Annotated in this window: 19 protein-coding genes; 6 read left to right on the top strand and 13 right to left on the bottom strand. The window is 64.0% G+C overall.

Features of this window, described 5'->3' with window-relative positions:
- Window positions 1-31: 31 nt before the first annotated feature.
- Window positions 32-478 carry an SdpI family protein gene (locus AC1TQG_RS08535; protein ID WP_482136497.1) on the bottom strand — a complete coding sequence of 149 codons (447 nt, stop codon included), beginning with the start codon at window positions 476-478 and terminating at the stop codon, window positions 32-34.
- 84 nt (window positions 479-562) lie between these two features.
- Here AC1TQG_RS08535 and leuS point away from each other — a divergent pair, with 84 nt between their 5' ends.
- Entirely contained in the window at window positions 563-3,448 is a 2,886-nt protein-coding gene (gene leuS / locus AC1TQG_RS08530; protein ID WP_482136496.1) for a leucine--tRNA ligase, read from the top strand.
- A 71-nt stretch (window positions 3,449-3,519) separates the two neighbouring features.
- On the opposite strand, the gene AC1TQG_RS08525 is transcribed toward leuS, so the two are convergent.
- Both AC1TQG_RS08525 and AC1TQG_RS08520 read right to left on the bottom strand, forming a co-directional pair.
- On the bottom strand, window positions 3,520-5,874 hold the full coding sequence (locus tag AC1TQG_RS08525) for an FHA domain-containing protein (protein ID WP_482136495.1): 2,355 nt from the start codon (window positions 5,872-5,874) through the stop codon (window positions 3,520-3,522).
- A gap of 56 nt (window positions 5,875-5,930) precedes the next feature.
- The gene (locus AC1TQG_RS08520) at window positions 5,931-6,728 is read right to left on the bottom strand and encodes an LppX_LprAFG lipoprotein (RefSeq protein ID WP_482136494.1); all 798 of its coding nucleotides are present in this window, start codon (window positions 6,726-6,728) and stop codon (window positions 5,931-5,933) included.
- Window positions 6,729-6,887: 159 nt separating this feature from the next.
- Between AC1TQG_RS08520 and AC1TQG_RS08515 the strand changes: the two genes are divergently transcribed.
- The 4 genes from AC1TQG_RS08515 to AC1TQG_RS08500 all read left to right on the top strand — a co-directional run bounded on the left by AC1TQG_RS08515 (window position 6,888) and on the right by AC1TQG_RS08500 (window position 12,376).
- Entirely contained in the window at window positions 6,888-8,387 is a 1,500-nt protein-coding gene (locus AC1TQG_RS08515; RefSeq protein ID WP_482136493.1) for a cytochrome b5 domain-containing protein, read from the top strand.
- 71 nt (window positions 8,388-8,458) lie between these two features.
- Window positions 8,459-9,649, top strand: coding sequence for a type III polyketide synthase (locus AC1TQG_RS08510; RefSeq protein WP_482136492.1), 1,191 nt, complete (start codon window positions 8,459-8,461; stop codon window positions 9,647-9,649).
- Window positions 9,650-9,685: 36 nt separating this feature from the next.
- A complete protein-coding gene (locus AC1TQG_RS08505) occupies window positions 9,686-11,437 on the top strand; it encodes an ATP-binding cassette domain-containing protein (RefSeq protein WP_482136491.1) in 1,752 nt (583 codons plus the stop codon).
- 93 nt (window positions 11,438-11,530) lie between these two features.
- Window positions 11,531-12,376, top strand: coding sequence for a DUF4436 family protein (locus AC1TQG_RS08500; RefSeq protein WP_482136490.1), 846 nt, complete (start codon window positions 11,531-11,533; stop codon window positions 12,374-12,376).
- Between the two features lie 73 nt (window positions 12,377-12,449).
- Here the strand turns inward: AC1TQG_RS08500 and AC1TQG_RS08495 are convergent, their stop codons facing one another.
- Both AC1TQG_RS08495 and AC1TQG_RS08490 read right to left on the bottom strand, forming a co-directional pair.
- Window positions 12,450-12,719 carry a DUF4235 domain-containing protein gene (locus tag AC1TQG_RS08495; RefSeq protein WP_482136489.1) on the bottom strand — a complete coding sequence of 90 codons (270 nt, stop codon included), beginning with the start codon at window positions 12,717-12,719 and terminating at the stop codon, window positions 12,450-12,452.
- Between the two features lie 76 nt (window positions 12,720-12,795).
- Window positions 12,796-13,677 carry an alpha/beta fold hydrolase gene (locus tag AC1TQG_RS08490; RefSeq protein WP_482136488.1) on the bottom strand — a complete coding sequence of 294 codons (882 nt, stop codon included), beginning with the start codon at window positions 13,675-13,677 and terminating at the stop codon, window positions 12,796-12,798.
- A 72-nt stretch (window positions 13,678-13,749) separates the two neighbouring features.
- On the opposite strand from AC1TQG_RS08490, the gene AC1TQG_RS08485 reads away from it, so the two are divergent.
- Window positions 13,750-15,708 (top strand): AfsR/SARP family transcriptional regulator, encoded by a 1,959-nt coding sequence (locus AC1TQG_RS08485; RefSeq protein ID WP_482136487.1) that lies wholly within the window; start codon window positions 13,750-13,752, stop codon window positions 15,706-15,708.
- Between the two features lie 27 nt (window positions 15,709-15,735).
- Here the strand turns inward: AC1TQG_RS08485 and AC1TQG_RS08480 are convergent, their stop codons facing one another.
- The 8 genes from AC1TQG_RS08480 to AC1TQG_RS08445 all read right to left on the bottom strand — a co-directional run bounded on the left by AC1TQG_RS08480 (window position 15,736) and on the right by AC1TQG_RS08445 (window position 26,186).
- Window positions 15,736-16,065: a TfoX/Sxy family protein gene (locus tag AC1TQG_RS08480; RefSeq protein WP_482136486.1), complete on the bottom strand. Its 330-nt coding sequence runs from the start codon at window positions 16,063-16,065 to the stop codon at window positions 15,736-15,738.
- Window positions 16,066-16,129: 64 nt separating this feature from the next.
- Window positions 16,130-16,822, bottom strand: coding sequence for an urea ABC transporter ATP-binding subunit UrtE (gene urtE / locus AC1TQG_RS08475; protein ID WP_482136485.1), 693 nt, complete (start codon window positions 16,820-16,822; stop codon window positions 16,130-16,132).
- The gene (gene urtD, locus AC1TQG_RS08470) at window positions 16,822-17,667 is read right to left on the bottom strand and encodes an urea ABC transporter ATP-binding protein UrtD (RefSeq protein ID WP_482136484.1); all 846 of its coding nucleotides are present in this window, start codon (window positions 17,665-17,667) and stop codon (window positions 16,822-16,824) included. The genes urtE and urtD overlap by 1 nt, the downstream gene beginning before the upstream one ends.
- The gene (urtC, locus tag AC1TQG_RS08465; RefSeq protein WP_482136483.1) at window positions 17,664-18,782 is read right to left on the bottom strand and encodes an urea ABC transporter permease subunit UrtC; all 1,119 of its coding nucleotides are present in this window, start codon (window positions 18,780-18,782) and stop codon (window positions 17,664-17,666) included. The genes urtD and urtC overlap by 4 nt, the downstream gene beginning before the upstream one ends.
- Window positions 18,779-19,666 carry an urea ABC transporter permease subunit UrtB gene (gene urtB, locus AC1TQG_RS08460; protein WP_482136482.1) on the bottom strand — a complete coding sequence of 296 codons (888 nt, stop codon included), beginning with the start codon at window positions 19,664-19,666 and terminating at the stop codon, window positions 18,779-18,781. Before urtB ends, urtC begins: the two co-directional genes overlap by 4 nt.
- Window positions 19,667-19,724: 58 nt before the next feature.
- Window positions 19,725-21,005, bottom strand: coding sequence for an urea ABC transporter substrate-binding protein (urtA, locus tag AC1TQG_RS08455; RefSeq protein WP_482136481.1), 1,281 nt, complete (start codon window positions 21,003-21,005; stop codon window positions 19,725-19,727).
- A gap of 390 nt (window positions 21,006-21,395) precedes the next feature.
- Window positions 21,396-23,756, bottom strand: a complete 2,361-nt coding sequence (lon, locus tag AC1TQG_RS08450; protein ID WP_482136480.1) for an endopeptidase La — start codon at window positions 23,754-23,756, stop codon at window positions 21,396-21,398.
- 174 nt (window positions 23,757-23,930) lie between these two features.
- Window positions 23,931-26,186, bottom strand: coding sequence for a toxin glutamine deamidase domain-containing protein (locus AC1TQG_RS08445; RefSeq protein ID WP_482136479.1), 2,256 nt, complete (start codon window positions 26,184-26,186; stop codon window positions 23,931-23,933).
- Window positions 26,187-26,241 lie beyond the last annotated feature (55 nt).

Genomic DNA, 26,241 nt, shown 5'->3' with positions numbered 1-26,241 from the left:
AAGGAAGGCCAGCGGTGAGCGCGCCACGCCTTTAGTCGGTGGGCGCTGCGCCACCGGCGGCGCTGTCGGTGGTGCACATGCTCTGCAGAGAACAGCTGGTGCAACCACCGCTGACACCGCAGTCAGAGGCGGGATCGGGCAGTGCTGCGGCCGCTCGGACGCCCAGAGAGCCGATGACCCCGGCCAGGCCGATACCGACCGCGATGGCCGCGATGGCGATGATCACGCCTGCGGTGCCACCGAGGAGGATCGCCAGGACGGCACCCATCACCAGGACCACACCTGCGCAGATCAGACCGGGTCCGGCGACGCGGTTGGCCAGCTGGAACTTCTCGTCGCTGCCCATGGTCTCGGCGGAACGCACGCCGAGCCAACGGTTGCGGGGCAGGCGCCTCACGGTGCCCAGGACCCCGGATACTCCGAAGACCAGCGCCAGCGCCAGAGCGATGACGGCGAGGATGTTTGCTGCGACGGTCACGCCCATACAATACGAGGCCACGTAAAATCAATGGTCACCCAGGCCTGCCTGCAGCTCAGATCAGTCAGGCTTTACCCTGGTCAAGTGACTGGCCCGACGACTTCAGCCCCCGACGAATCCCCGCAGCACCGCTACACAGCAGAGCTGGCCGGGCAGATCGAGGCGCGATGGCAGCAGAACTGGACCGAGCGGCGCACTTTCGAGGCGCCCAACCCGGTGGGTGACCTGGCAGGTGATCTGTCGGTGTTCGACGGTCCCGACGCCAAGCTCTTCGTCCAGGACATGTTCCCGTACCCCTCGGGCGCCGGACTCCACGTGGGGCATCCTCTCGGCTTCATCGCCACCGATGTCTATGCGCGGTTCCACCGGATGAACGGGCGCAACGTTCTGCACACGATGGGCTTCGATTCGTTCGGGCTCCCGGCCGAGCAGTACGCGGTGCAGACCGGAACGCATCCCCGCACGACAACCGAGGCCAACATCGAGCGGTACCTCGAACAGATCCGCCGGTTGGGCCTGGGCCACGACGAGCGTCGCCGGGTGGCCACCACCGACGTCGACTTCTACCACTGGACCCAGTGGATCTTCCTGCAGATCTACAACGCCTGGTTCGACGGCGATGCGGGCAAGGCCCGCCGCATCCCCGAGTTGATCGCCGAATTCGATTCCGGAGCAAGGACTCTCGCAGACGGCCGGGATTGGTCGGACCTGGACGAGGCTGCCAAGGCCGAGGTGATCGACGACTACCGGCTCGTCTACCAGAGTGATTCGCTGGTCAACTGGTGCCCCGGACTGGGTACCGTACTGGCCAACGAAGAGGTCACCGCCGACGGTCGCAGCGACCGCGGCAACTTCCCGGTGTTCCGTAAACACCTGCGGCAGTGGATGATGCGCATCACCGCGTACAGCGACCGCCTGCTCGACGATCTGGAACTGCTGGACTGGCCCGAGAAGGTCAAGTCCATGCAACGCAACTGGATCGGCCGCTCCCGCGGCGCGCAGGTCGCATTCAGCGTCCCATCTGGTCGAGCTCCGGCTTCGCCTTCGTCTCCTGTGCGGGACTGTAAAATTGAGGTGTTCACCACCCGCCCCGACACCCTTTTCGGTGCGACGTACATGGTGCTCGCCCCGGAACACGAGCTCGTCGATCAGCTGATCGCGGCGCAGTGGCCCGCCGATGTCAATGCACTGTGGACCAATGGTGCGGCGACCCCGGCGGAAGCTGTTGCGGCCTACCGCAAGACGATCGCGGCGAAGTCGGATCTCGAACGGCAGGAGAACAAGGAGAAGACCGGCGTCTTCACCGGCTCCTACGCCGTCAATCCGCTCAACGGCGCGCAGGTCCCGGTGTTCATCGCCGACTATGTGCTGCTCGGTTACGGAACCGGTGCCATCATGGCGGTGCCGGCCCACGACGGCCGCGACTACGAGTTCGCCACCGCATTCGAGCTGCCGATCATCGAGGTCATCGGTTCGGAGCAGGGTGTGGCCGACGAAGCCTTCACCGGCGACGGACCGCTGGTCAACTCGGGTTTCCTCGACGGTATGCGGGTCGACGAGGCCAAGTCGGCCACCATCGAGCGTCTCGAAGCCGACGGCACCGGCAGCGGCACCGTCCAGTACAAGCTGCGCGACTGGCTCTTTGCGCGTCAGCGCTACTGGGGCGAACCCTTCCCCATCGTCTACGACGAGTCCGGTGCGCCGCACGCGATCCCGGATTCGATGCTGCCGGTGGCACTTCCGGATGTGATCGACTACGCGCCGATCTCGTTCGATCCCGACGACCCGAACAGCGAACCCTCCCCGCCGCTGGCCAAGGCCATCGACTGGGTGAACGTCGACCTCGACCTCGGCGACGGTCTCAAGCACTACACCCGCGACACCAACGTGATGCCGCAGTGGGCCGGTAGCTCCTGGTACCAGCTGCGCTACATCGACCCGACCAACCCGGATGAGTTGTGCGCCAAGGAGAACGAGGCGTACTGGATGGGACCGCGGCCGGACCTGCACGGCGAGAACGATCCCGGCGGGCTCGACCTCTACGTCGGTGGCGTCGAGCACGCGGTGCTACACCTGCTGTACTCGCGTTTCTGGCACAAGGTGCTGTTCGACCTCGGGCACGTCAGCTCGGCCGAGCCGTACCGGCGTCTCTACAACCAGGGCATGATCCAGGCGTACGCGTATACCGATTCCCGCGGCGTCTACGTCCCGGCCGAAGAGGTCGTCGAAGAAGACGGCAAGTTCTTCTACGAGGGCAAAGAGGTCAACCGGGAATACGGCAAGATGGGCAAGTCCCTGAAGAACTCCGTTGCGCCGGACGACATCTGCCGCGATTACGGTGCCGACACCCTGCGTGTCTACGAGATGTCGATGGGACCGCTGGACACCTCGCGGGCCTGGGCGACCAAGGACGTCGTCGGTGCGCAACGATTCCTGCAGCGTGCCTGGCGTCTGGTGGTCGACGAGATGACCGGCAAGACCCGGGTCGTCGACGTGGACCTGTCCGATGACACCAATCGCCTGCTGCACAAGACGATCGACGGTGTGCGCGAGGACTATTCGAACCTGCGCGACAACACCGCAGTGGCGAAGTTGATCGAGCTGACCAACCACCTGACCAAGCAGTATCCCGACGGTGCGCCGCGCGACGCGGTGACCCCGCTGGTACTCATGCTGGCGCCGGTGGCACCTCACGCAGCCGAAGAACTGTGGGAGCGCCTGGGCAACAACGGCTCTCTGGCACACGGGCCGTTCCCGGAGGCGCAGGAGCAGTGGCTGGTCGACGACACCATCGAGGTCCCGATCCAGGTCAAGGGCAAAGTGCGCAGCCGGATGACCGTTGCGGCCGACGCAGACGAGGCGACGTTGCGTGCGACGGCGCTTGCGGACGAGAAGATCATCCCGTTGCTCGACGGTGAACCCCGCAAGGTCATCGTGGTGCCCGGCCGAATGGTCAACATCATCCCCTGACCCCGGAATTGGTGGGTTTTGGCGAGTAAACGCGCAGGTCGCGTTCCCCAGAACCCACCAAGATGGGGAGGTCAGGATCGTTTCAGCCGCAGTCGGCTGTAGATGTACACGGTCAAGACCACGGCCATCGCGCCGAGGATTGCGTAGCTGGTACCCAGGGTGGTCATGGCGTGTTGCCAGAGCGGTTCGTCCTCGGTGGCCGATCCAGGTGTCGTCCACTGCACCTCGACGGTGGAAGCCGCTGCGGCATAACCCCATCGGGATGGGATCAGCCAGGCGATCTGTTCCAATCCGACCCGATCGTGCAGGGCGAAGAGGCCCCCGCAGAACACGAGCTGGATCATCACCACGACCACCAGCGGTGGCATGGTCTGTTCAGGAGTACGAACGGACGCCGAGATGGCGAGGCCGATGAGGGCGCCGATGCAGGTCAGCAAGGCGAGGTCGATGCCGAGTTCGACTGTGGCAGGCAGGTATACGCCCTTGCCGGGAGTGCCTCGGCCGGCGTAACAGATCAACAGCATGATCACCGATTGCGCAATCGCGAACACCGCGAAGACGAGCACCTTCGCGGCCAGGTAGGCGCCGGGGCGTAGCCCCACGGCACGTTCGCGCTCGAAGATCGAACGTTCACCGACCAGATCCCGGACCGTGAGCGCCGACCCCATGAAGGTCGCACCGATCACCAGAATCACCAGGATCTGCAGGGTTTCCGTGGTTCCGGGTGCGTTGAGTCCGAATCCCGCCGACCCGGGGATGACCAGGGTCAGCGCTCCCAGGACCACCGGGAGCAGCAGCAGGAATACCAGGTATCCGCGGTCTGCCAGGATCAGCCGGAACTGTCTGCGCGCGATCGTGCTGACCTGCCGCAGTGCGCTCGCCTGACGTGAACGCGGTCGCGATGATCCGGGTTGTGGTGGCGTCGGCGGTGGTTGCCGTCGGACCGTGGCCCGGTAGCGATTCGACGCCTCTTCCGGGTGGGCGGCGACATAGGTGAAGATCTCGGGCCAATCATCGGTGCCCATGGCGGTCTTCACGGATCCGGGCGGACCACAGAACGCGGTCCTTCCGCCGGGTGCGAGCAACAGCACCTGATCGCAGATCGACAGGTGGGCCACGGAATGGGTGACGACGATGACCACACGACCGGCATCGGCGAGCCGCCGCAGGGTCTGCATCACCTGCCGGTCGAGCGCGGGGTCCAGTCCGGACGTCGGCTCGTCGAGGATCAGCAACGCCGGTCCGGTCAGCAGTTCCATCGCCACCGATGCCCGTTTACGTTGTCCACCAGAGAGTTTGTCGATACGGGTACCGGTGTGTTCGGTCAATTGCAGTTCGGCAAGCACTCCGTCGATCACCAGATCCCGGTCGGCACGGGACATGTCCGGAGGCAGTCGTAGCTGCGCGGCGTATCGCAGGGCCTGGCGCAGGGTCAGACGGCTGTGCAGCACGTCGTCCTGCGGGACCATACCGATCCGGGTTCGGAGTGCGTCGTACTCTTCGTGAACGCCGTGCCCTTCGAACGTCACGGTTCCCGCAGATGGATGGTTTGAACCCGAAACAATCTTGGACACAGTCGATTTACCGGCACCCGACGGACCGATGATCGCGGTCAGTGTCCCGGGTGCGGCGGTGAAGTCGATGCCGTCGAGCAGTTGTTTGCCATCGATGGTCAGGCTCACCGAACTCACGTGCACGCCACCGGATACCACCGACTGGGCCTGGCCACGGACCAACTGGCCTTCGGAGACCACGAAGTCGCTGTTGCCGATGGTGACGACGTCGCCGTCGGTGAGGGGCTGTCGGGTGATCCGGCGACCGTTGACAAATGTTCCGTTGACGCTGCGCAGGTCTTCGATCACCAATCCGGATGGGCTGCTGATCATCTGGGCGTGATGACGAGATGCCAGCACGTCGCTGACCACGACGTCGTTGTCCGGCGTTCGACCGATGCGGATGGTCGATCCGCTGGCGATGTCGACCGCCTGGCGTTGCGGCGGCGGCTGATTCCCGGCGGTTTGATACACCGCGGACATGTTCTGTCGCAGCGCCTGCATGTGTGGCCGGTCGTCGGCCCCGGCCGGCTTCTGCAGGGACCGAACCGGTGCCGGAACGGGTTCTGTGATTCTGATCCGCAACACCGGTCCGGCGTCGGGCCCACCGAGACGGACGTCCTGTGTGCCCCGTAGGTTCACCGACTGCACCCGTTGACCACCGGCATAGATCCCGTTGGTGCTCCCGGCATCGCTGATCGACCATCCGCCGTTCCAAGACAGCACCGCGTGCCGCCGGGAGATCAGCGGATGGTCGATCGTGATGTCGTTCTCCGGCACCCGGCCGATCTGGATCCGGGTGGTGCCCCCCGCAGGCGGAGCCTGGATCCCGTCGACCCATATCTGCAGTTCGGCGGGGATACGTGTGGTCATGGCTCGGTGCTACCTGACGTCGGATGTTCGGTGGTTGCTGCCGGTGTCACCGGCGACTATTCGGGGCTTGCGACGGTGACGGGTTCCTGCCACTTCGAGGTGACTATGTTGACCTCGCCTCCCGAGACCTCGGCCGTGATCTGTACGAGGTTGTACGGGGCTTCAGCGGTGACCCACAGCGTGACGGGAAGCTCGGCGCCGGTCTTGTCGACCTCGGGAAGGATCGGCTTGAGTTCCGTACTCGCGATGGTGCCCTCGATCTTGATCGCCTCGACACCGTTGATCTCTTCAGTGCCGACGACCGTCGGATTCTGGACCTTGGAGATCACATTGGCCAATCCCTTGTCCTTGTCGAGGATGATGGCCGGATCGTAGATCCGCTGGGCCGGGCCGAGGTTGGTGTAGCTGTTTGCGCCTTCGCCACGGGTGTAGAGGTTGCCGCCGGCGACGATGAAATCGGACGCCGTCAGGTTGTTGTTGATCCGGAACTCGCCGGCACCCTGGGCGCCGACAACCGGCTGATTGGTGACGTCACCGTCGATCTGTTGAATGGGAAGACTCTCGATCGACTCGTCCACCACCAGCGCGATGTGGACGGAGTTCATCATCCGGGTCGTCTGGGAGCTCTGCTCGATCACGGCGGCCGGATCAGTGGCGACCACCGATGGCTGAGTTGATCGGGATGTTTCCAGGACCGGCGGAACCGACTGGGACACAGTCTGTTCCGAATCGTTGGAACCTCCACCGCCACAGGCGGTCAGCAGAACTCCGGAGAGCGACAGCGCGACCGCGGCCGCGAACAGGTTTGTTTTCGAGCGTGTGATTCGCGGGGTGCGAGAAGGTTGATTTGACATGCTCAGGGACGGTATAGCCCCGCGCCACATGTCAAAAGTCGTTCAATTGACCGTAATCAGTTTCCTCGCCCGGGAACATCGGCCGCCTCCGCGTACTCCTATAGCCAAACCAAGACCGCTGCCGTCACCTGATTCCGGCAGCCGACACGGAGGAATCGGATGACTGAATTGCAGACCGACGAGGCGAGCGACGTCGACGTCGATCAGGGGCCGGCGGAGGACCACGACCTCGGCCGGGCGCCCGGACCCGACGGCGGACCTCGCTTGGCCAATGTGTGGATCTACAAGGGCCGGGCCTACGACCTGACGGAGTGGATCTCGAAGCATCCCGGTGGGGAGTTCTTCATCGGCCGGACGAAGAACCGCGACATCACCTCGATCATCGGCTCGTACCACAAGAATCCTGAGCGGGTCGAAAAGATGCTGGAGAAGTACGCACTCGACCGCGACGCCGAGGTCGAGGACATCCATCCGAAGGCCAACGCGCCGGACTTCCTGTTCAAGGAGGGTTTCGACAGTTGGCGTGACACCCCGCACTTCCGGTTCGATGACAAGAACGACCTGCTGCACCGCATCAAGCGCCGGTTGCGCGAACCGGAACTCGCCGCCCGGATCAAGCGGATGGACACGATTTTCAACATCGTGGTCATCGCATTGGTGTTGGCGTACTTTGCCGTGCAAGCCCTGCGCCTGTATGACACCAGCTGGATGCCGTTACCGGTCTTCGTGATCGCGATGGTGTTGTTGCGCAGTGGAATTGCCGGCTACGGACACTACGCGATCCATCGGGCGCAAAAGGGTGCAAACAAGGCGTTGGTCAGTGCCTTCGACATCAACTACGTCGCCCTCTCGTTCGTGACAGCGGATGGCCATGCGTTGCTGCATCATCCACACACCCAGAGTGAGGTGGACATCAAGAAGAACGTCTTCACCTTCATGATGGATCTGCCCCGGGGCTTTCGGGTGCCGATCCACACGCTCCACAAGTTCGGGCACGCCACCACCGGCATGGTCATCCGGCTGCTGGAGATCTGCAAGCTGACCAGACAGGTCGGTGTCTCCGACATGTACGGGTCGCTGCGGGGTGGCCTGCCGCACTTCATCGGCGCCTTCGGCCTGCGAGCCCTGTTGATCTCCGAACTCGCGATTTTCATTGCGATGGGCGACTTCTGGGCCTGGCTGGCACAGTTCGTCGCGGTCCTCTGGTTCAGCACCTTCCTGGTGGTGGCCAGTCACGATTTCGATGTCGACACCCACGACCTACCCGAGGTCGAGACCGACGACTGGGCCATAGATCAGCTGGAGAAGGCCTACGACCTGAAGGTCATCGGCAACCGCTATGCCGACTGCTTCTTGTCCGCCGGCCTCAGCTCTCACCGCGTCCATCACGTTCTTCCGTTCCAGCGCAGCGGCTTTGCCAACATCGCAACCGAAGACGTGGTGCGCGAAGAAGCTGCCGAGTTCGGTGTCGAATGGTTGCCTGCCAAAAGCTTTGTCACCGACCGTCTGCCCAAACAGTGCCGCGTCTACCTGGGTTCGCGGTCACGCCCGGCCCAGGAACAGGGATGGGGGTTCTTCCGGGAGCACTTCTCACCGGCCGCACTCAAGACCTGTGCCGACTACACCATCAAAGGCTTCACCGGAATCGGGACGGTCTGACCCCCTGCTGACCCTGTCCCAGCGCACACCCCCCGCACCACCTTCCCGTTACCCGAAAGGACCACTCCCCCATGTCTGTCATCTCTGATCAGCCCATCACCGGATCGCACCCCACGTTTGTCGGCCGGCGTCCACACATCCGCCCGAGTCTGCCGCCGGCCCCACCGACCACGGTCGCCGTGATCGAGGGCATCGCCACCGGCGCACCGCAGCAGGTCTTCTCCCAGACCGATGCCGCCGATGAGGTGGCCGCACTGTTCACCGATCCGACCCAGCAGGCCCGCATCCGCCGGGTCTACGAGAAGACCCGAATCAACGAGCGCCACTTGGCCATCGACCCCACCGATCCCGAGTTCCGCGACTTCAGCGAGAGGCGTGGCACCATTCGCGAACGCATGAACCTCTACCTCGAGCATGCCGCTCCCCTGGCCGTCGACGTCGCCCGCCGGGCCCTGAGCAGCGCAGGCGGTGAGGTCGAGGTGGGACTGCTGGTGTTCGTCACGAGCACCGGTTTCATCGCGCCAGGTGTGGATGTCGCGGTGATCAAGGAACTCGGACTGTCCCGCAGTACCAATCGGGTGGTCGTGAACTTCATGGGCTGCGCGGCCGCGATGAACGGTATCCGCATCGCCGGTGACTTCGCCCGCGCCAACCCCGACAAGAAGGCGCTGGTGATCAGTCTGGAGGTGTCCTCGGTCAACGCCGTGTTCGCCGACGACATCAACGAGGTCATCACCCACAGCCTCTTCGGCGACGGGTGTGGTGCGGTGGTGGTCGGTGCCAGTGAGGCCCATGCGCCGATCCCGGCAGGCCGGATCGTGATCCGCGAGACCTTCAGTGAACTCCTCGACGACGCCGAAGACGGAATCGTGTTGGGAGTCAACGACAACGGGATCACCTGCGAACTCGCGGAGGAACTCCCCCAGTACATCTACCGTGGTGTCGACCCGGTCATCACCCGGGTCCTGGGGTCGCACGGCCTCGGCAAGTCCGACGTCGAGCTGTGGGCGATCCACCCCGGTGGCCCGAAGATCATCAACGAATCGGCGCACTCGCTCGGTATCGATCCGGAGCGCGCCGACGTCAGCTGGGACATCCTGGCCCGCTACGGGAACATGCTGAGCGTCTCGTTGATCTTCGTGCTCGAGCAGATGGCGCAGCGTGGCGCCGACAACAACGAGGAGTCCACCACCGGTGTTGCCTTCTCTTTTGCCCCCGGAGTCACCCTGGAGGGACTCCTCTTCGACATCGTCCGTCGCTGACGCGACCGCCGAGTCACCAACTGAAGGTCAACCATCATGCAGCTCATCAGATTTCTGATCTCCGTGTCCCGGAAGGGCATCGCGTTTGCGGTGATCGCCGGCTTGATCGGCGGTGCGGCCAACGCATATCTGGTCACCCAGATCAACACCGTGGTCTCACCGCCACCCCACCCGGACAACATGGTGATCCGATTTGCGATCACTGCGATTGTCGTCCTGGTCACCGGACTGCTCTCGCAGATCGTGCTGATCCATTTGGCGCAGAACGCGATCTACCGATTGCGGGCCAAGCTCAGCGCAGGAGTGGTGTCGGCACCGCTCGAACATCTCGAACGTCTGGGTATGCATCGATTGATCGCAACGCTGACCGAGGACGTGCGGGCGTTGTCGATGGCGGTCTCGGCGATTCCGAGCATCTGCATCGACGCCGCCACCATCGTCGGATGCCTGGTGTTCCTGGCGATGCTCTCCGGCCCGATCTTTGCGATCACCGTGGGATCGACGCTGCTGGCGATCATGTGTGTGGAGACGGTGTTGCGACGGGTGCGGGCCATCTATCAGCACGCTCGGGAACGTGAGGACGACCTGCTGCGCTCCTTCCAGTCGGTCACCTTCGGCATCAAGGAACTCAAGCTGCATCGTGGACGTCGCCAGGACTTCATGGACCGGCATCTGCTCGGCACCGCCGAGGACCTGCGTGCCAAGAATGTCTCCGCCGGAGCCAAGTTCTCGATTGCCCAGGGTTTCGGTCAGCTCTGCCAGCTGGCGACCATGGCATTCATTCTGTTCGGTTTGGCTCTGCTGCTGGACATTCCGCACGAGCACATGATCGGCTACGTGCTGATCACCACGTTCCTGGCGATGCCGATGCAGAACATGATGCACCTGATCCCCGACATCCTCCGCGGTGATGTCGCGCTGGCGAAGATCGGGGACATGGACCTGTCGATGGTGTCGGCCAACGACGAGTCGAACCTGCCGTATACCGATCGCCCGGTTGTCGCCTGCGCCCGGATCGAGCTGCGCGGACTGGGCTACGCCTATCACGGCGAGCAGCTGACCGGTCCGCCCCCGCCTCCGCAGGCCGGTCCACCCCAGAAGCCGGGTAAGCCGGGTCAGCGGCCGTCCGGTCCGCCTCCGGGTGGCCCCGACGACGGTGCGGGTTTCCACCTCGGACCCATCGACCTGACGCTCGACCCCGGGCAGGTCACCTTCATCGTGGGCGGCAACGGAAGCGGCAAATCGACTCTGGCCAAACTGATCACGGGTCTGTATGCACCCCACCGCGGACAGCTGGTGCTCAACGGCGAACCCATCGACCACAACAATGTGGAGTGGTACCGGCAGAACGCGTCAGCTGTCTTCACCGACTTCCACCTGTTCGAGGACTACCTCGGATTCGACCGCCCCGGGATCGACGACGAGGTACGTGGTTACCTGCACCAGCTGCAGATCGCCCACAAGGTGACCGTGTCCGGCGGCAAGCTGTCAACGATCAATCTGTCACAGGGACAACGCAAACGGCTCAGCCTGGTGACGGCGCTGCTCGAGGATCGTCCCATCTATGTCTTCGACGAATGGGCGGCCGATCAGGAACCACAGTTCCGGGAGTTCTTCTACCGGCGCATCCTGCGCGACCTCAAGGAGGCAGGCAAGACGGTCGTGGTGATCACCCACGACGATCGCTACTTCGATCTTGCCGATCAACTGGTCAAACTCGACTTCGGACGTCTCGCGCAGGTCGGTGGATTCGCCGGCAATATGTCGAATCAACTTGTGGCCCCGTAGAACTGCTGACAGACTCGACTCCGACCGGACCTGGTTTGTCCGATCGGAGTCGAGTTCGGCTCCAGGGCAGGACGACGGGTTGGAGACGAACAGATGGCGCGTGCCCCACGGCGGTCAGCGATGTTGCGTGGTCTGGCGGTCGTCGCCGGTTTGTTGGTGGTGTACGTGTCGGTTCTGCTCCTGTATGCCCTGGGCGGTTCCGGCAATCAGCCCGACACCCGTGAGCCTGCTGCCGATAGCGTGCTCGTGTATCTCGATATAGACACCGTGAACGGCGCGGAGTATTCGTTCGGCGGGCATGTGTCGGTGTATCCCGGTGGCAATCTGGTGGACGAGGACGGCAACCTCAAGGACACTCTGCTGATCGACGTGTCACCGATGGTTGCGAACCAGCGGATCGAGTTCGCCAGTGGGACACGGCCGGGGATGCTGGCGGTCTCGCTCTATGCCTACGGCGACATCCGCACCTGGCCCTTCGACGAGTACACCTCGGAGTCCGTTGTGGTGCGCGGCGTCAGCGAGATCGGCGACAAGCGCGAACCACTCGAGACCGAGGTCGCGATCACCGATTCGCTCAGCGGCTGGGACATCGATGCCGGTGACGACGACCCCGGTGCGGGACAGTCATTCACCATCGAGGGGTCGAGGTCTGCCGGATCCCTCGTCTTCGATCTGGCGCTGTGCGCGATGCTCGTCGTGCTACCCGGCTGCACCTTGTTCGTCGCCATCCAGACGGTGCGCCGCCGCAAGGCGTTTCAGCCGCCGATGGTCACCTGGTTCGCCGTCATGTTGTTCGCCGTCCTCCCACTACGCAACATTTTCCCCGGGTCGCCGCCCTTCGGATCGTGGGTCGACTACACCGTGGTGCTGTGGGTGGTGGCCGGGTTGATCTCGGCCATGGCGTTGTACGTGCTCGCCTGGTGGCGCCAGGCTCCCTGACAGCGTGGGTACGGCGAGGGCACATGGGCCGGCTGCGTTGGCACCGGCCCACGCGAGCATCACCCCGGTCCGCTCAGGCGGGATCCTCGTGTGTCATGGCCTTGTAGCCGCGGGCACCGGCACGGTCCACGGCCGCGCGCACCAGCCCGAAGACCAGCCCCTGCAGGGCGGCAGCGACAAGCACTTCGGTGTTACTCCTGCTCAGATCCTTGGGGTCAGGGACCTTGGCGTCATGTCCCAGACGTTTCCACACCTGTCCGAAGGCAGCGGAGGCAGCCAACCCACCGACCACGCCGGTAGCGATTGACAGTGGCTTGTACATGGCTTTGGATTTGACGCTCATTTGCTTCCCTTGTTCGAACGCGGATCAGACGACCAGAGAGTACCGACCTGCGGCAAGGTTGAAACCTTTCGGCGATCTAACGTTTCAGGAGGTCGGTGATGGCGCAAAGCACCTCGGCAGGAGACTGTTCGGCCATGAAGTGGCCGAAGTCCTGGAGGCGGTGATCGAGATCGTCGGCCCAGCTCTTCCAGATCTGCTCGCCGTCGAATCCCAGCTGCATGCCCCAATCCTGCTGGATGACGGTGACGGGCATGGTCAGCTTCAGACCTGCGGCACGGTCCTGCTGGTCGTGTGCGAGATCGATGCCTGCTGACGCGCGGTAGTCGGCGACGATCGAATCGATGGCGTCGGCGCTCGCCTGCAGGTACCGCGCCCGGATGTCGGCGGGAATCGTCTGTCCATCGGCGCCCCAGGCATCGAGGAAATGGCCGAAGAAGGTGTCGGCACTCCCCCGGATCATCGCCTCGGGTAACCCGGCCGGCTGGGCCATGAGATAGAGGTGGAAGCCGACCGCGGCGGACACCCCGTGCATGACGTCCCACATGTCCAGAGTGGGTAGGACATCGAGGCTACCCAGATGGGTGATGCGGTCGGGGTGATCGAGTCCGGCGCGGATGGCCACGAGTGCGCCGCGGTCGTGGCCGACGAGCGCGAACTTGTCGAAGCCGAAATGTGCGGCCAGTGCGACGACGTCGTCCGCCATGGTCCGCTTGCTGTAGACGTCCGGACTCGTCTCTGCCGGTTTGTCGCTGTCGCCGTACCCCCGCAGGTCCGGAACGATCACGGTGTGGTTGTCGGCCAGCTCCGGGGCAACGTGACGCCAGCACAGATGGGTCTGCGGGAACCCGTGCAGTAGAACTACGGGCGAGCCCTGACCTGCGACAGCGGCGTTCAAGGCGACCTCGGGTGCGACCTGGACGCGGTGATATTCGAATCCGGCGATGGATGGTGTGGTCATGGTGATCGGGTCTCCTACAGTTGAGGCGTGATGTCGTTCGGATCGAGTCTGTGCGGAGCCGATGAGTAACCGATGAGTCCTCGCAGTGATCCACCCGCGACCGCCGCGGCGATGGTGTGCGTCCTGGGGTTTGTCGGTGGACGCACGCCGACCGGTGAACGGATCGAGCTCGGAGGTCGGCGTCAGGCGCAGCTCTTGGCCCGGCTGGTGGCCGCGCGGGGCACGGGGGTGTCGGTCGACGATCTGGCCGCTGCGTTGTGGCCGGCGGAGATCCCGCGGGACCCCGTCGCAGCGATCCGCACTTTCGTTGCCGACATCCGCCGCCGACTCGAACCGCAGCGGCCAAGGGGCGTGCCTTCGGCATTCGTGGTGACTGCGGGCCGCTTCTATCGTCTCGACCACTCGGCGCGGGTCGACGCATGGGAGTTCGCCGAGCTCGCCGCTTCGGTCGATTCGATGCCCTGGGCGCAGCGGCTGGTCAGACTTCCCGACGCTCTGAACGACCTGTGGGGTGGGACGCCGTTTGCCGATCACCGCGACCTACCTGGGGTCGGGGCAGAATCCGCGCGGCTCGAAGAACTCCACGCCCGGACGGTAGAAGCACTCGCGCAGGCGCAGATCCATTCAGGTCGAGGTGATCTCGCCATCGCCGAGCTGCAGTCGCATGTCGACCGACACCCGAGTCGGCAACATGCGTGGATCCTTCTGGCGACCGCCCTGCACGACGCCGGCCGCACCGAAGACGGACTATCGGTTCTGACCCGCGCACGCACACGTTTGGCGGATGAGTTCGGTTTGGACCCGGCGGCGGAACTCGATCGGGTGCACCGAGATCTCCTCCGGGGTGACGGTCTCCCCGACCAGGTCGGGCAACCATGGCAGTCCTCGGTGACAGCGCTCATGCCCAAGGGTGGGCGATCCCGGGTGCTCAGCTCGGCGGTCCTGCTGCGCGACCTTGCGGTCAGTGGTGCGGACGGATTGTTGACTGCACAATCGGAACGCTCTACGGGTGCAACGGAACTCGCAGCCAGCGCCGATCCTCGCCTGACCGCAGATTTCCTCACCCGCCTCGAGATCCCGGGTATCTGGACCATATCCGACGATCCGGCACGATCCGCCTGGATCGTTGCTGCCTCCCGGCGGTGTCTCGAACTCCTCGACGGCGCACTGTCTCCCGCGCAACGCGCCCGACTACTGGCCCTCATCGGTATCGAATCACGCGGTACCCGTGGGCCTGCCGGTGCTGAGGCCGCGGATCGTGCGGTCGCGATGGCGCGCGACCTCGGCGATCCCACCGTGCTGTGCGTCGCACTCAACGCCGCGTTTCTACAGTCGTTCCACACGCTCGATGCCACCGGGCAACGCCACGCGATCGGCGGAGAACTCATCGCGCTCGGAACCGACCACGATCTTCCGACCTACCAGATTCTCGGACACTTGATCTGTCTCCAAACAAGCACCAGTACAGGTGATTTCGACCAAGCAGACCACCACGCGGCCACTGTTGACGGGCTCGGCGAATACCATGAGCGCAGCCTCGCGGGATTCTTCACCACCTGGTACCGCGCGATCCGCGCGGACCTCACCAATGGCCCGGAGCCAGAGGTCCGTCAACGCTACGCCACGGCGCTGTCGCTGCTGCCCTCCTGCGGAATGCCGGGCATCACCCGTGGGCTCGGCCCGTTGATCGCGCTGGTCCATGCCCTACGAGGCGGCTCGGGTCTCCACACGTTCGACGACGTCGACTTCGGCCCCAATACGCCGTGGACGACCCCCATCACGGCTTGTGCCGCAGGCGATCACCGACGCGCGTTGACATCGCTTCAGCAGGCACCGGCACCACCGCCCGATCACCTCGCGACCACACGGTGGGCGCTCCTGTCGATCGCAGCACATCACTTGGGCGACAACACAACCGCGTCAACTGCGGACGGTCAGATCCGCCAACTGTCATATCCCATCGGATCCGAAACCGGAATGTTCACCCTCGGTGATCCACAGCGTCTCCCGGGCATCGCCCGTTCGACCTGAGCGGCCGCCGACGGATCGCGAGCTGTGTCAGGAGGGTGCAAGGCGTGCCTGCTCGACCCCCCGGTCGATCCAGGTCTGCAGTTGGCGTTTCGTGGTGACGCCGCCGGCATCGACTCGGAGCCAGCCAAGGGTCTCCCGGTTACGCATCACCATCGGCGTGACGTACTTGCCGTTCAGCAGGATCGCGCGTTCATCTGCGGCGACCCGGACCAGGATTCCACCTTCTCCGCTCGCCGCGATGGCCATATGTCCGTTTACGAGAAAGGCCAGACCGCCGAACATGCGCTTCTCGGACACACCGGGCTGCGGTCCGACCAGTTCCCGGATCCGGCCTGCGAGGTGTTCGTCGTATGCCATCACCCCAGTGTGCGACGACAAGGGCCCGCTCGGCGGTGTTTTCGGCCCGCTCGGCGGCACTGCGCTAGATGGTCATCGCCTCGCGGACACCGGCTTCGGCGTCGGCGCCGCCTGCGCCGGATGAGGTGATTCGACCGCCTTCGAGGATGTAGTACCGATCGGCGGCTTCGAGCGCGAAGCCGATCTGCTGTTCCACCAACAGAACTCCCATGTCACCGCGTTGAGTGAGGGCGGTGATGGTGTTCTCGATCTCGGCGACCACCGACGGCTGGATGCCCTCGGTGGGTTCGTCCAGGATCAGCATCTTCGGTTCGGTGATCAGGGCCCGCGCGATGGCCAGCTGTTGGCGCTGACCACCCGACAGCAGGCCGGCCCGACGGGTCAGGAGTTCTGTCAGTGCCGGGAACAAGTCCAATGCCTCGGCGACGAGCTCTTTGCCACGTTTGCGGCCGTCGGCGACAACCTGAAGATTCTCGGCTGTGGTCAGATAGCCGAAGCTCTGTTGGCCTTGCGGGACATAGGCCAAACCCCTGGCCACCCGCGCGCTCGGGCGCATCGAGGTGATGTCGGTGCCGTTGAACTTGACGGTTCCTTTGGTGACTTTCAACAGGCCGACGGCTGCGCGCAGCAGGGTGGTCTTGCCCGCCCCGTTGTGTCCCATCACCGCGGCCACACCGTCGGTGGGTACTTCGATACTGGCGCCGTGGACGACCTCGGTGCGGCCGTAACCGGTACGGACATCGATCAATTCGAGCATCAGACGGTCCCTTCGGATCCTGCGGCGGCGGCTTCTTCGATCTCGGAGCCGCCGGCTGCGGTACCGAGATAGACCTCCTGCACTTGTGGGTTGGCCTGAACGTCGGCGACAGAGCCTTCGGCGATGACCTTGCCGCGGGCGAGCACGGTCACCGAGGTGGCGAACGAGCGCATGAATTCCATGTCGTGTTCGACCACCACCACGGTGCGCTCTCCGCCGATACGGCGCAACAGCTGTCCGGTCTCTTCGCGTTCCTCGTGACTCATGCCGGCGACCGGCTCATCGAGAAGGAGCACGGAAGCGTTCTGTACCAGCAACATTCCGATCTCCAGCCACTGCTTCTGGCCGTGTGCCAGGATCCCGGCGGGGGAGTCCTTGAGGTGCTGCAAGCCGATCGTCTCGAGTGCCTCTTCGATCTCGGGCAGAATGCCGGATCGGCGACGCAGCAGCGTCAGCGGACCGCGTCCGGCGCCGGCGGCGATGTCGAGGTTCTGCAGGACGGTGAGTTCTTCGAAGACGCTGGCGGTCTGGAAGGTTCGGCCCACACCCAGGCGAGCGATGCGGTGCACCTTCTTGCCGACCAGCTCGACACCGGACTTCTGGATGGACCCGGTCGCTGGGACCAGGCCGGTGATGGCGTCGATGACGGTGGTCTTACCGGCGCCGTTGGGGCCGATGAGGAACCGTAGATCACCCTGCAGCAGAGTCAGATCCACGTTGCTGACGGCTTTGAAACCATCGAAGCTGACCGAGAGGCCGCGGACTTGGAGGTAGTCGCTCGACATACCGGCGTTGCCACCGAGTTCGGGTTCTTTCACCACAACCGAGGTTTCATTTGCGCTCATGAGGAAGCTCCCACTGGTGTCACGTCCGCCTTGTCTGGATCGGGCTCAGATTCGGGTGGGTCGGGTTCAGCCTTCTTGCGACGCCACTTGGCCAGGGCTCCGAGCCCGGCCAATCCGGCGGGGAAGAAGCCGACCACGACGATGAAGAGCAGACCCTGGGCATAGACCCAGCCGGACGGGAAGTTCTCCGACAGGTTGGTCTGAGCCCACGCGACACCGATGGCGCCGAGGACCGGGCCGAGCAGCGTCGTGCGTCCGCCGATGGCGACACCGATCAGGAATGCGATCGACGGCACGATACCGACGTCCGCGGGGGAGATGATGCCGACGATCGGAACGAACAGTGCGCCCGCGATACTCGCGAACAGTGCGGCGACGGTGTACGCCACGAGCTTGATGTTGGCGGGGTCGTAGCCGAGGAAGCGGACCCGCTCTTCCTGGTCGCGGACGGCAACCAGCAGTTCGCCGTAGCGGCTGTACATCAGCTGGCGGGTGAGTGCGACAACGATCAGCAATGTTGCTGCGGCGATGAAGAACAGGAGTCGCTTGTTGGCCGGATCATTCAGTGCCAGACCGAAGAAGCTACGGAAGCGGTTGAGCCCGTTGCTGCCGCCGGTGCTCTGCTGGCCGATGAGCAGGATGGCGAACGCGGCCGCGAGAGCCTGCGACAGGATGGCGAAGTACGCACCCTTGACACGACGTTTGAAGATTCCCAGGCCGAGGATCAGAGCCACACCGGCCGGGATGAACAAGATGCCCAGGATCGTGACGACCGGTGAGGCGAACGGCTGCCAGTACGCGGGCAGTTCGGTCTTGCCTGCGATCTGCATGAAGTCGGGGACGTCGTCGCCCCGGAGTTCTGCATCAGAGATCTTGAGGTGCATGGCCATGATGTAGGCGCCGAGACCGAAGAACACACCTTGGCCCAGGACCAGCATTCCGCCACGGCCCCAAGCCAATCCGATACCGACGGCCACGATGCCGAAGCAGAGGAACTTGCCGAGCAGATTGAGCCGGAAATCGCTGAGTACGGCAGGGGCGATGGCAAAGAGGATGACTGCGGCGATCGCGAAGCCGGAGTATGCCTGCCAGCGTGAGGATAAGAACTGTTTCATACCAGGCTCCTCGTCTTGACGGTGAACAGTCCCTGCGGCCGGATCTGCAGGAAGACCACGATGAGGACGAAGACGATCACCTTGGCCACCGAGGCGGTGGTGTTGTATTCGATGAATGAATTGAGCAGTCCGAGCGACACGGCCGCGATGACTGCGCCCTTGATCTGGCCGAGGCCACCGATCACAACCACCAGGAAGGCGTCGATCAGGTAGGTGGTTCCGGTGTTGGAGCTGGTGGAACCGATCAGTGTCAGTGCCACACCGGCGATGCCCGCCAGGCCCGAACCGATGAAGAAGGTGGTGATATCTGTTTTGCGACTTGAGATCCCGCTTGTCTCGGCGAGTTCACGGTGTTGCACCACAGCCCGGATCCGCCGGCCCATGGGTGTGTACTTCATGGTTGCCGCCAGCGCCACCACGCAGACGACTGCGAGGATCATGATGAAGATCCGGCTCTTCGGCACCACCGCGCCGAAGATGTCGACACCACCGCTGAGCCATTCGGGGCCGACCACGTTGACCGCGGGTGCGCCGAAGATGTCGCGGGCGGCCTGTTGCAGGACCAGGCCCACACCGAACGTGACCAGCAGGGTGTCGAGTGGCCGGTGATACATGCGCTGGATGAGTGTGACTTCGAGGAGTACACCCATCAGACCACCGACGAGGAAGCCGACAAAGAGCGAAACGATCAGGGAGACATTGGTATTGGACACCACGTGTTCCTGCACCACGTAGGCGGTGTACGAACCGGTCATGATGAACGCACCATGAGCCATGTTGATGACACCCATCTGACCAAAGGTCAGTGAGAGTCCCAATGCTGCGAGTAGCAGGATCGACCCCAGACTGAGTCCGGTAAACGTCTGTCCTATCAGCACATCCACGAGGGGTGTTCCTTCCCGATCACTATTTGCCGGCTTCCGTCGTCGCTGTCGAGCTGAACTACTTGGCGCTCAGGCCCTCGGCCCAGGGGTACCCCTCGAGGTACGGATCGGGCTCGATGGGTGCCGGTGACTCCCAGATCGTGTAGATCAGACCGTCGGAACGGATCTCGCCGATACGTGCGGTCTTGGTGATGTGGTTGTTGTCACCGTCGATGGTGACCGGGCCCTCGGGTGCGTCGAAAGTGACGCCGCCTGCGGCTTCCTGAATCGCTGCCACCTCAAACGAATTCGCCTTCTCGACGGTGTTCTTCCACAGGTAGACCGAGACGTACGCGGCTTCCATCGGATCAGAGGTGGGCTTGTTGGCGCCGTACTTCGCCTTGTATGCGGCGACGAACGCGTTGTTCACCGGGGTGTCGATGGTCTGGTAGTAGTTCCAGGCCGTCAACTGACCGTCGATGTTCTGTACACCGATTCCGCCGACCTCTTCCTCGGCGATCGAGACAGAGACGACCGGCATGTCCGCAGCGGTGAGGCCGACGTTGTTGTACTCACGGAAGAACGCCACGTTGGAGTCACCGTTGAGGGTGTTGAAGACGGCGTCGGCGTCAGCGGAACGAACCTTGTTGACGATGGTCGAGAAGTCGGTGGAGCCAAGAGGCGTGTAATCCTCGCCCTTGATCTCGATGCCGTTGGCTTCTGCGTAGGCCTTGATGATGCGGTTGGCCGTCTGCGGGAAGACGTAGTCGCTGCCGACGAGGTAGAGGGACTTGACGCCCTTTTCCTTCAGGTAGTCCAGCGCCGGGACGATCTGCTGGTTGGTGGTGGCACCGGTGTAGAAGATGTTTGGCGAGGACTCGAGGCCCTCATACTGCACCGGGTAGTAGAGCAGCGCGTTGTTGTCTTCGAAGACCGGGAGCATCGCCTTGCGGCTCGATGAGGTCCAGCCACCGAAAACTGTTGCAACACAGTCACTACTGATCAGTTTCTCGGCCTTCTCGGCGAAGATTGTCGGCTCGGAGGCGCCGTCTTCACCGACGAGCTGGATCTGTTTGCCAAGGACACCGCCGGAGGCGTTGATCTCTTCGACCGCCAGTGCGATCGAATCACGAACGGTGACTTCGGAAATCGCCATGGTGCCGGACAGCGAGTTGAGAGAGCCGACCTTGATTGTGCTACCAGAGGTGTCGACACACGAAGTGGCCGAGCTGGTGGTCTCATCACTGGCCGAGCTGCCACAGGCACTGAGTGCCAGGGCAACCGCTGCGAGTGCGGCAGGGGCGACGAGGGCGGACCGGCGGAACCGGGACCTCTGGGGAACAGCATCGGATTGCGGCATAGCGGCCTTTCACTTGTGTTGCGTTGCACGAGAATTTGCACCAAAAGGGGAGGTCGGCAAGCAGCGCTCCGACCCAGAACCGCGCGTATACGGTTCCGTGTACCTGCATAAAAATAGGGAGGTTTTGTTTCATCGAGGTGTCTTGACGTGACAAACCGATTTCCGATTTACGAAATTTGCGCGTTATCGGTGCTGGGAGCCGTTGGTGTGATTTGAGTCACTACGCATTTGGCGTGTGGAATGCGCTGTGCTGTAGATGCTTTGCGAAAGCAGCTAGGCAGCAATTGTTTTCGGGAAATCTCTGTAGCTAAGCTAAGTAATTCGAGATGCGTCGGACACAAAGAAGCCCACCCGCAACAAGGTTGCGGGTGGGCTTCAGGTCGGGGGTGATCAGGCGGCGGCGGTCGCGCCTTCGGAGAGCGGCTCGAGTGCCTGGGCAACTATCTGTGCCACATCGGTCATCGGGAGCACCGTCAGGGCTTCGAGAACTTCGGTCGGCACGTCGTCGAGATCGGGCTCGTTGCGTTGCGGGATGAATACGGTGCTCATTCCCGAGCGGGCCGCAGCGAGAAGCTTTTGCTTCACCCCGCCGATCGGCAGGACCCGGCCGTTGAGTGTGACCTCGCCGGTCATCGCGACGTCTGCACGAACATTGCGGCCCGTTGCCATCGACACCAGCGCCGTCACCATCGTCACACCCGCGGACGGTCCGTCCTTGGGAGTGGCACCTGCCGGCACGTGTACATGGATGCTCCGTTCCAATGCCTTCGGATCGATACCGAATTCGGCTGCGTGCGAACGGACGTAGCTCAGCGCGATCTGCGCGGACTCCTTCATCACGTCGCCCAGTTGTCCGGTGAGGACCAGACCTTCACCGTCGGTGGATCCGGCCTCTATGTAGAGGACGTCACCGCCGAGGCCCGTGACCGCGAGTCCGGTCGCCACACCGGGCACCGCGGTGCGTTCCTCGGCGTCCGGGGTGAACCGGGGTCGTCCGAGGTACCCGACCAAATCGGGCTCGTCCACCAGCACCTTGTCGGTGTTGCCTGCGGCGGTGAGTTCCGTCGTCACCTTGCGCAGCAGCTTGGCGAGGAGGCGCTCGAACTGCCGGACTCCCGGTTCCCGGGTGTAGTCGGCCGCGATCTTGCGGAGCGCGGCGTCGGTGACCTCCACCTCGTCGTCGGTGATGGCGGCGCGGTCCTGCTGCCGGGGCAGCAGGTAGTCACGCGCGATGACCACCTTGTCGTCCTCGGTGTAGCCGTCGATGGTCACGAGCTCCATCCGGTCGAGCAGCGCCGACGGGATCTGTTCGATGACGTTGGCTGTGGCCAGGAACACCACGTCGGACAGGTCGAGGTCCAGGTCGAGGTAGTGGTCACGGAACGTGTGGTTCTGCGCCGGATCGAGCACCTCGAGCAGGGCCGCGCTGGGGTCGCCACGGTAGTCGGCGCCGACCTTGTCGATTTCATCCAGCAGTACAACGGGATTCATCGATCCCGCCTCACCGATGGCCCGGACGATACGGCCCGGCAGCGCGCCGACGTAGGTGCGCCGGTGGCCGCGGATCTCGGCCTCATCGCGGACGCCACCGAGGGCGACACGAACGAACTTGCGGCCCAGCGCCCGTGCAACACTCTCGCCGAGCGACGTCTTGCCGACCCCGGGAGGTCCGGCCAACACCATCACGGCTCCGGAGCCACGGCCGCCGACGACCTGCAGGCCACGTTCGGCCCGGCGGGCCCGTACCGCGAGGTACTCGACGATGCGGTCTTTCACGTCGTCCAGACCGTGGTGATCGGCGTCGAGGACCGCCCGAGCGCCTTTGATGTCGGTGGAATCAGTGGTGGTGACGTTCCAGGGTAATTCGAGGACGGTATCCAACCACGTTCGGATCCAACCTGATTCGGGACTCTGGTCGCTGGCTCGTTCGAGTTTGCCGACTTCGCGCATCGCGGCTTCGCGGACGTTGTCGGGCAGTTCTGCGGATTCGACGCGGGTCCGGTAATCGTCGCTGCCGTCCGGCTCGTCCTCGCCGAGTTCCTTGCGGATGGCGGCCAGTTGCTGACGCAGCAGGAATTCCTTCTGCGTCTTCTCCATGCCGTCGCGGACGTCGCCGGCGATCTTGTCGTTGACCTCTACCTCGGCCAGATGGTCGCGGGTCCAGGTGATCAGGGTGCGCAGGCGGGTCCCCACGTCGGGGGTCTCCAGCAGTTCACGCTTCTGGACGTCGGTCAGATACGACGCGTAGCCCGCGGTGTCGGCGAGTGCCGACGGATCGGTCAGTTTGTTGACGGAGTCGATGACCTGCCAGGCCTCGCGGCGCTGCAGCATCGCGAGCACCAGTTGTTTGTATTCCGTGGCCAGTTCACGGACGTCGTCGGTGACGTCGGGTTCGTCAACAGGCTCCACCTCGACCCAGAGCGCAGCGCCGGGGCCGGTGGTGCCCGAGCCGATGTGCGCGCGGGATTCGCCCCTCAGCACGGCGCCTGATTGGCCGTCGGCCATCCGGCCGAGCTGCACGATCGAGGCCACGACACCGTAGGCGGGATAGCGGTCGTCCAGGCGTGGAGCGACCAGCAGTTTGCCTGCGTACTGGTCGAGCTCCGGCTTCGTCTTCGTCTCCGGATCACTGGCTTTCGCAGCGTCGACCGCAGCCCGAGCGGCGTCGTCCAGCTCGACCGGCACCACCATTCCGGGCAGGAGAACGGGCTCGGTCAGGAACAACACCGGCAAGCGATTGAGTTCGGTCATGCTTCCTCCAAAGTTAAGTTCATACGGCTCAACTTCGAATTCAGGAGCGTTGTTCCCGCAGGTGCCGGTGTTCATCGACAGCGGAATCCGACGTCGCCGAGAACTTCCGGGGAACAGCCTCCTCATCCACCGTGAAGTGCTGTCTCCCGGCGAAACCTCGACCCCGGGCCGGGCTCAGTGCCGTTCGATCGCCATGAAATCAATCGCACCGATTCGCGAATTGGGGTACAGCGCCGCGATTGTGGTTGCGACGTTGCCGCTGTGGCCGTCGAGATAGTAGACGGTCCCGTTCTTGTAAAGAGCATTGAAGAAGTGCCCGATGTCGAGTGCCTTGCCATCGGCGCCCAGCCAATGGACAAAGACAACTCCCTGAGCCCCCTCACCGCGGGCCGCGAGGTTCGCGGCGACCTTGGGCTCGGTACTGGGGTCGAACGATCCGTCGTACTGTTCACCGATGCTCTCCTTGTAGCGGATGCCGTCCGAGCGAGGTGTGGAGCCCAGATGCAGATTGCCGCTTGCGCGGGCCTGGGCACCGGGGTTCGTCCCGTTCAGCCGGGCTTCGATGGCCTCGATGACGTGTCCGCAGTTGTTCGTCGACTTCGTGGGATTGACCCCGTCGATCTGGGCCGCGAGGGCCAGCCGAGTGGCATCGGTGGCGGCCTTGCGGGCCTGGTTGGCGTTGTACTCGGCGACCCGGGCCTCGAGTCGCTCGGTTTTGTGGTCGCCCGCCTGCCGTGCGGCCGCGGCGTTCTCCGCCGCCTCCGCCGCGCGTCGGGCGTGATCCGCGCTTTCCTTGGTCAGGCGGTTGATCATTCGTCCCGCGGAGGCGACAACCTCTGACGCGGGGGTGGATTTGGCGCCTGCCCGGTCGATCACCGCACTCACCTCACCTGCGGCAGCCTTGATCTGGTCGAGGGACTGGCGGGCGGTCGTCGCCTGGGCCTGTGCGCTTCTCGCGGAGTATTCGACCGGTGCCGGGGTGTCGGATAGATCGAACCGACCGTGCACGTCGCGTTCGGGTGCCTTGGTGGGCTGCGGGGGTTCGATGACGTCGCCCAGGTCGGTGACGGCATCGGCGTCGTGGGGTGCGGGGCGGGTCACGGTCTTGTTGTCGCCTGGAGAGGTCGGGCCGTCGTTGTCTCGGCTGCCGCCTGCCCCACTGCCGCGTCCTCCTGCTGATGCCGGAACGGGCGCAGGCTGGGTTCCGTCCGGGGTGTCGGACAGGTCGAACCGCTCGTGCACGCTCGGCTTGGGTGCAGCCGGTTTGGATGCCGGAGCCGGTATCGGCACGCCTTCCGGTGCCGCGGTGGTTGCTGGAACAGTATTGGGTTGGCTGATGGTCTCCGGTGCCGCGGCAGGTTGCCTGGCACCGTATTGCTGGTCGGCGGTCAGACCCACTGCCACGATGAGATTGGCGGTCGCATCGAGGAATTGTTGCTGTCGCTGTTCGTCGGTGAGGGTGGTGTCGTTCTGGATCTTCACCAATGTCGCCGTCATCCCGGACAGTTGGGCGGCGGTCGCGACGAGCCCTACCTGGTTGAGGAAGTCGCGCACCGCGGGCACGGTCGCCGATCCGATTCCCGCCACACCTGCGATACCCCCGGCTATCTGGGCGATCACGGCTGGATCGCTGAAGATCTCTCCCCAGGACTTCCCTTGGCCGCGCATCACGCCGATGCCGTCAACTGTCATCCGGATACCGCCGCCGACCTGGGTCAGCATCAGGAATTGTGCTGCCACACTTCCACCTTGCGCTGCCTTGGCGATCCCGCCACCGAAAGCCATTCCGCCGGCGACCTTTCCGCCAAAGCGGCCGAGTTCGTCATCGCTGACGAGTGTGTGGTCGATACCGGTGGCCGAGGTGAAGCCGCCCTTGATCGTGTTGTAGCGCTGGGTGTTCCACTCGACGAGCCCGGGATGGACGCCGACCAGGCCTGCGCCCATGTCGACCAGACCGAGCAAGGAGTCGGCCGCGCCCTCGAAGATCCCGATGACGGCCAGTCCGACCCGCTTGCCGACGTACGACCACACCGACTGTCCCATGAAGATCCGGTGCGCCTTGATCTCGATGTCCGTGTACTTCCCCGCCTCGCGCGCCCACATCCCGGCGAGGAGCAGGTTGCCACGGGAGTAGTGGTTGGCTGCCCGCCCGAGCAGCTCCATCGACTCGGCGTACATCTCCTTGACTTCTTCGAACGGGTATTCCTTCAGTATCGTCTTGGCGTCCTCCGGGATCGCCTTCATCTGATAGCGCAACCGACGACCGAGTGCAGCGCGTTCGGCTTCGAATGCGGTGGCGTCCACCATCTTCTTCGTCCGCGCGATGCGGTCATAGACCGGGAACATCGGGGCCGCGCCGGCCTCCCCGGACTGGGCATTGGCGGGATCGGATGCCTGGGGGCCGCCGGTTCCGGTGATCGCGTTCGTCACCGCCGCATTGCCGGCATCGCGTTGCAAACTCAGAAGTGCGGGACCCGGTTGCGTT

The organism is Williamsia sp. Y844 (assembly GCF_056786475.1).
This window is presented reverse-complemented; position numbering and strand designations above follow the sequence as displayed.

Bases quoted from the DNA above. Each gene is read 5' to 3' on its own strand.
- urtE (WP_482136485.1), bottom strand. From the start codon at position 16,822: ATGCTCGAATTGATCGATGTCCGTACCGGTTACGGCCGCACCGAGGTC.
- AC1TQG_RS08520 (WP_482136494.1), bottom strand. From the start codon at position 6,728: ATGTCAAATCAACCTTCTCGCACCCCGCGAATCACACGCTCGAAAACA.
- AC1TQG_RS08485 (WP_482136487.1), top strand. From the start codon at position 13,750: ATGAGTCCTCGCAGTGATCCACCCGCGACCGCCGCGGCGATGGTGTGC.
- urtC (WP_482136483.1), bottom strand. From the start codon at position 18,782: ATGAAACAGTTCTTATCCTCACGCTGGCAGGCATACTCCGGCTTCGCG.
- AC1TQG_RS08480 (WP_482136486.1), bottom strand. From the start codon at position 16,065: ATGGCATACGACGAACACCTCGCAGGCCGGATCCGGGAACTGGTCGGA.
- urtD (WP_482136484.1), bottom strand. From the start codon at position 17,667: ATGAGCGCAAATGAAACCTCGGTTGTGGTGAAAGAACCCGAACTCGGT.
- lon (WP_482136480.1), bottom strand. From the start codon at position 23,756: ATGACCGAACTCAATCGCTTGCCGGTGTTGTTCCTGACCGAGCCCGTT.
- AC1TQG_RS08500 (WP_482136490.1), top strand. From the start codon at position 11,531: ATGGCGCGTGCCCCACGGCGGTCAGCGATGTTGCGTGGTCTGGCGGTC.
- AC1TQG_RS08490 (WP_482136488.1), bottom strand. From the start codon at position 13,677: ATGACCACACCATCCATCGCCGGATTCGAATATCACCGCGTCCAGGTC.
- AC1TQG_RS08515 (WP_482136493.1), top strand. From the start codon at position 6,888: ATGACTGAATTGCAGACCGACGAGGCGAGCGACGTCGACGTCGATCAG.
- AC1TQG_RS08495 (WP_482136489.1), bottom strand. From the start codon at position 12,719: ATGAGCGTCAAATCCAAAGCCATGTACAAGCCACTGTCAATCGCTACC.
- AC1TQG_RS08505 (WP_482136491.1), top strand. From the start codon at position 9,686: ATGCAGCTCATCAGATTTCTGATCTCCGTGTCCCGGAAGGGCATCGCG.
- AC1TQG_RS08510 (WP_482136492.1), top strand. From the start codon at position 8,459: ATGTCTGTCATCTCTGATCAGCCCATCACCGGATCGCACCCCACGTTT.
- urtA (WP_482136481.1), bottom strand. From the start codon at position 21,005: ATGCCGCAATCCGATGCTGTTCCCCAGAGGTCCCGGTTCCGCCGGTCC.
- AC1TQG_RS08525 (WP_482136495.1), bottom strand. From the start codon at position 5,874: ATGACCACACGTATCCCCGCCGAACTGCAGATATGGGTCGACGGGATC.